Origin of the sequence: Streptomyces sp. SID5785, assembly GCF_009870065.1 — a bacterium.
Classification (GTDB): Bacteria; Actinomycetota; Actinomycetes; order Streptomycetales; family Streptomycetaceae; genus Streptomyces.
Window position 1 is genome coordinate 1 of the sequence record NZ_WWIA01000412.1, and the last position, 4,719, is coordinate 4,719.

General features: G+C 73.8%; 5 protein-coding genes and 1 pseudogene. All 6 read right to left on the reverse strand.

Going from position 1 to position 4,719, the window contains the following annotated elements:
* A pseudogene (locus GTW43_RS13650) lies at positions 1–257 on the reverse strand (lysophospholipase); the annotation flags it as partial.
* The gene (locus GTW43_RS13655) at positions 254–1,603 is read right to left on the reverse strand and encodes an LLM class flavin-dependent oxidoreductase (protein WP_161301943.1); all 1,350 of its coding nucleotides are present in this window, start codon (positions 1,601–1,603) and stop codon (positions 254–256) included. The gene GTW43_RS13655 and the pseudogene GTW43_RS13650, both read right to left, overlap by 4 nt.
* A gap of 49 nt (positions 1,604–1,652) precedes the next feature.
* On the reverse strand, positions 1,653–2,483 hold the full coding sequence (locus tag GTW43_RS13660; RefSeq protein ID WP_161301944.1) for an ATP-binding cassette domain-containing protein: 831 nt from the start codon (positions 2,481–2,483) through the stop codon (positions 1,653–1,655).
* Positions 2,480–3,352 carry an ABC transporter ATP-binding protein gene (locus tag GTW43_RS13665; RefSeq protein WP_161301946.1) on the reverse strand — a complete coding sequence of 291 codons (873 nt, stop codon included), beginning with the start codon at positions 3,350–3,352 and terminating at the stop codon, positions 2,480–2,482. The genes GTW43_RS13660 and GTW43_RS13665 overlap by 4 nt, the downstream gene beginning before the upstream one ends.
* On the reverse strand, positions 3,349–4,239 hold the full coding sequence (locus GTW43_RS13670; RefSeq protein WP_161301948.1) for an ABC transporter permease: 891 nt from the start codon (positions 4,237–4,239) through the stop codon (positions 3,349–3,351). The genes GTW43_RS13665 and GTW43_RS13670 overlap by 4 nt, the downstream gene beginning before the upstream one ends.
* Positions 4,240–4,241: 2 nt before the next feature.
* A partial coding sequence (locus GTW43_RS13675; RefSeq protein ID WP_161301950.1) for an ABC transporter permease occupies positions 4,242–4,719 on the reverse strand: 478 nt, incomplete at its 5' end.

Genomic DNA, 4,719 nt, shown 5'->3' on the forward strand with positions numbered 1-4,719 from the left:
CGGGCGACCGGGCCCGCGCCGGCGACGGCGTCCCTGAGGCGGTCCTCCAGTGCGTCGAGGTGCGCGGCCAGCGCGCCGGGCACCGCGGGGGCGGGCGCGTCGACGACGCGGACCTCGTACCCGTCCGCGGCGAGCCGTCTGCCGAAGCGGCCGTACGTGGCACGGCTCTGGCCCCGGCCGGGTACGACGACGAGGGTGCCGCGCGGGGTGACGCCCGCGGGCACGGGGTGGTCGGTGCGCGGGTGACGGCCGGTCATGCGGGGGCTCCTGCGGGGTGCGGGGTCGTGGTGTGCCGGTTGGCGGGGACGGGGAGACCGAGGTGGCCGCGCAGGGTGGTGGACTCGTAGGCGGTGCGGAAGAGTCCGCGCTGCTGGAGGATCGGCACGACGCCGTCGACGAAGAGGGCGAGCTCCTCCTCGGTGCGGAAGGCGAGGTTGATGCCGTCGAAGGTGCCGGCGTCGAACCACTCCTCGATGCGGTCGGCGACGGTCCGGGGCGCTCCGACGAACGGTGAGCGGCGGAACTCGGCGAGGGACTGGGCGACCTGGCGCAGCGTCAGGCGCTCGGTACGGGCCCGCTCGATGATCTTCGCGGCGCCCGTCCTGCCGCCCTTCTCCGCGAGGTGGGCGACGTCGGGGAACGGGGCGTCGAGGTCGTGCACGCTGAAGTCGTACGCGCCGAACGAGCGGCCGAGCAGCGCGAGATGGCGGTCGAAGTCGTTGTCCTCCTCGAAGATCTCGCGCTCACGTCGCCGGGCCGCCTCGTCGGTGGGCGCCACGACGGGTCCGCCGTGGACGAAGACCTTGATGTGCTCGGGGTCGCGGCCGTACGCGGCGGTGCGGCGCTTGATGTCGCTGTAGTACTCGCGGGCCTGCTGGAGGGTTCCGGCCGGCGCGTAGATCCCCTCGGCGACCCGCGCCGCAAGGTCGCGGCCCTCCTCGGAGACACCGGCCTGGAAGATGACGGGCTGGCCCTGGGGCGAGCGCGAGAGGTTGAGCGGCCCGGCGACCTTGAAGTGCTCTCCCTCGTGGTCGAGCGCGTGCAGTTTGGCGGGGTCGAGGAACACGTTGCGAGCCACGTCGGCGGGGAAGGCGTCGTCCTCGTAGGAGTCCCACAGTCCGCGGGCGACCTGCACGGACTCCAGGGCCCTCGCGTAGCGCGTCGCGTAGTCCAGGTGCTCGTCGAGCCCGTAGTTCCGGGAGGTCCCGGTGTCGAAGCTGGTGACGACGTTCCAGCCGGCCCGGCCGCCGCTGATGTGGTCGAGGGACGCGAAGCGGCGGGCGAGGTTGAAGGGGGAGTTGTACGTCGAGCTGGCGGTGCCGACCAGGCCGAGGTGCCGGGTGTGGGTGGCGACCGCGGAGAGCAGGGTGAGCGGTTCGAGCCGGTTGAGGTAGTGGGAGGGGTAGGTCGCGTTGATGAACTGGCTGTCGACGATGAACAGGGCGTCGAACAGGGCGTGTTCGGCGGTCTGGGCCAGCCGGATGTAGTAGTGGATGTCGATGCTGGAGTCGGGCGCGACGCGCGGGTCCTTCCACAGGCCGTGCTGGCCGGGGCCGCCGACGCCGTAGGGATGCAGGGCGAGGTGGATCTTCTTGCGGGGCATGGGTGTTCCTGTCTTCGCGGGGACGGGGCGGTGGGTGTGCGGGGCCGGGTCAGGCGGGCAGGAGGGCGCGCAGCCTGCGGCGTTCCTCCCGGTCGGCGGGCGCGCCGTCGAGGGTGGGCGCGGAGCTGAGCAGGAGCCGGGTGTACGGGTGCCGGGGTGCGGTGACGACGGTGCGGGCCGGTCCGCTCTCGACGAGCTCGCCGCGGTGCAGAACGGCGATGCGGTCGGCGACGCCCGCGACGGAGCCGAGGTCGTGGGAGATGAACAGGAGGGCCACTCCGGTGGCGCGCAGGTCGCCCAGGATCTCGAGGATCTGGACGCGGTGGGCGGAGTCGAGGGCGCTGACGGGCTCGTCGAGGATGACGACGCGGGGTTCGGTGACCAGGGCCCGTGCGACGGCCACGCGCTGGCGCTGGCCGCCGGAGAGTTCGCCGGGCAGCCGGTCGAGCAGGTCCGCGGTGAGCCGGACCCGGTCGAGGTGGGCCCGTACGGTCCGGGCCGCTCGCTCGCGCGGGACGCCCTGCACGAACAGCGGTTCGCTCAGGGACTCCTCGACGGTGAGGTCCGGGTCGAGGCTGCGCAGCGGGTCCTGGAAGACGTACTGGAGGACGCCGCGTCGGCGCAGTGCCCGCAGTCGGCGGCGGTGCCGGGCGGTGACATCCTCGCCGTCGACGACGATCGACCCGCCGCTCGCGGGGACGAGGCCCAGGACGGCGCGGGCCAGTGTGGACTTGCCGGAGCCGGTCTCGCCGATGAGGCCGACGGTCTCGCCCGGCGCGACGTCCAGGCTGACGCCGTGCAGCGCCTGCCGCCGTCGGCGCCGGGGGCCGTAGTGCACGTCCAGGTCGCTGATGCGCAGCACGGGTGGCGTGGTGCTCATGCGTCCTCCTTCGCGGTACGGAACCGCTCCAGGCCGTAGCGCTCGTGCTCGGCCACGAGCAGCCGGGTGTAGTCGTGTCGGGGAGCGTGCAGGACCTCGTGGGTCGGGCCCTGTTCGACGACCTCGCCCTGGCGCAGGACGAGGACCTCGTCGCAGGTCTGGGCGACGACGGCGAGGTCGTGGGAGACGACGACGAGGGCGAGTCCGGTGCGTTCGCGCAGGTCCGCGAGGAGGTCGAGGATCTCGGCCTGCACGGTGACGTCGAGGGCGGTGGTGGCCTCGTCGGCGATGAGAACGCGTGGTTCCGCGGCGACGGCGGTGGCGATCAGGACGCGCTGGAGCATGCCGCCGGAGAGCTCGTGCGGATACTGCCCGGCGACGAGCGCGGGTTCGCGCAGCCGGACGGTGTCCAGGAGTTCACGGGCGCGGTCCCGGGCCGCGCGCCGGCCGAGACCCTTCTTGACGCGGAGCACCTCGGCGAGCTGGGCGCCGACGCGGATCGACGGGTTGAGGTAGGAGGCGGGGTCCTGGAAGACGGCGCCGATGGTGCTGCCGCGCAGGGCGGTCCAGGACGCGGGGGTGAGGCCGGCGGTGTCGGTGCCGTCGATCTCGACGGAACCGGCGGAGACCTCGAAGTGCGGGGGCAGGATGCCGAGGACGGCACGGCAGGTGAGGGTCTTGCCGCTGCCGGACTCGCCGACGATGCCGACGCTGCGGCCGGGGGTGAGCCCGAAGCCGACGCCGCGGACGATCTCCCGGCCGGTCGAGCGGTCGGTGATGTGCACGTCGCGGACGGACAGGACGGGCGGTGCGGCCGGTGCGGGGACGGGTACGGGACGGGTGTCGGGGGCGGTGGTCGGGGATGTCATCGGGCTCCTCCGGCGGAGACGGGGCGGGCCTCGCCGGTCCGGCGGTCGCGGGCCCTGTGCCGGTCGACGAGCGTGCGGCCGGCCTCGCCGGAGACGTCGCGGACGGCGTCGGCGAGCAGGTTGCAGGCCCAGACGGTGATCATGATCAGGAGGGCGGGGGCCACGGGCGCCCAGGGCTGGTGGGCCAGGTAGCCGAGGTCGGAGGCGAGGAGTCCGCCCCAGGTGGGTGCGGGCGGCTGGACGCCGATGCCGAGGAACGTGAGCGAGGAGACGATCACGAAGCCGGTCCCGACGGTCTGGGCGAGGGCGACGGCGATCGGCGGCAACACCTTGGTCCACACGTGCCGGCGCACGATCCGGCCGAGGGAGGCGCCGGAGACGACGGCCGCCTCGACGTACGGCGAGCGGGCGACGGTCAGGGTCGCCGCGCGGGCCACCCGGTAGAACAGCGGCGAGACCAGCACGCCGGTGACGAGCATCGCCTGGGTGATGCCGTTGCCGAGCAGGGCGATGACGGCCACGGCGAACAGCAGGAAGGGCAGCGCGACGAGCGTGTCGGTGAGCCGCAGGGTGACCCATTCGAAGGCGCGGCCGAGGTGGACGGAGAGGATGCCGGGGACGGCGCCCACCACGAGGGCGGTCAGGGCGACCTCGAGCGAGCCGAGGACGCTGACGCGGGAGCCGTCGAGGAGCCGGCTGAACGTGTCGCGGCCGAGGTAGTCGGTGCCCAGCCAGTGGCCGGCGGAGGGCCCGGCGAGGGTGTGCGCGCTGGTGGCGAGCGGATCGTGCGGGGCGAGCAGCGGGCCGAGGACCGCCAGCAGGGCGATCACGGCGAGGACGGCGGCGGCGATCCGTCCGGAGGTGAGGGCGAGCACGCGGCGCACCATGGTCAGACTCCTCTCCGGGACGCGGGGGTGACGCGGGCCAGGACCAGGTTGACGAGCAGGTTGAAGGTGACGACGAGGACGATCGAGACGACGAGGACGCCCTGGACGGCGGGGACGTCACCGGCCTGGGCGGCGTCGTTGGCGAAGCGGCCGAAGCCCTGGAGGCCGAAGATCCACTCGGTGACGACGGAGGCGCCGACGAGCGCGGGGAACTTGAGCCCGAGGGTGGCGAGCGCCGGTCCGAGTGCGTTGCGCAGCACGTGGCCGAAGAAGACGCGGCGCGGCGAGAGTCCGCGGACGACGGCGCCGGTCACGTAGTTCTCCGCGTACGCGGAGACGAGGCCGGTGCGCAACTGCCGGGCGACGTCGGCGACGACGTCGAGGCTGAGCGCGAGGGCGGGGAGCGTGAGGTGGGCGAGCCAGGGGCCGACGCCCTGCGCCGCGGGGACGTAGCCGGCCGAGGGGAACCAGTGGAGCCCA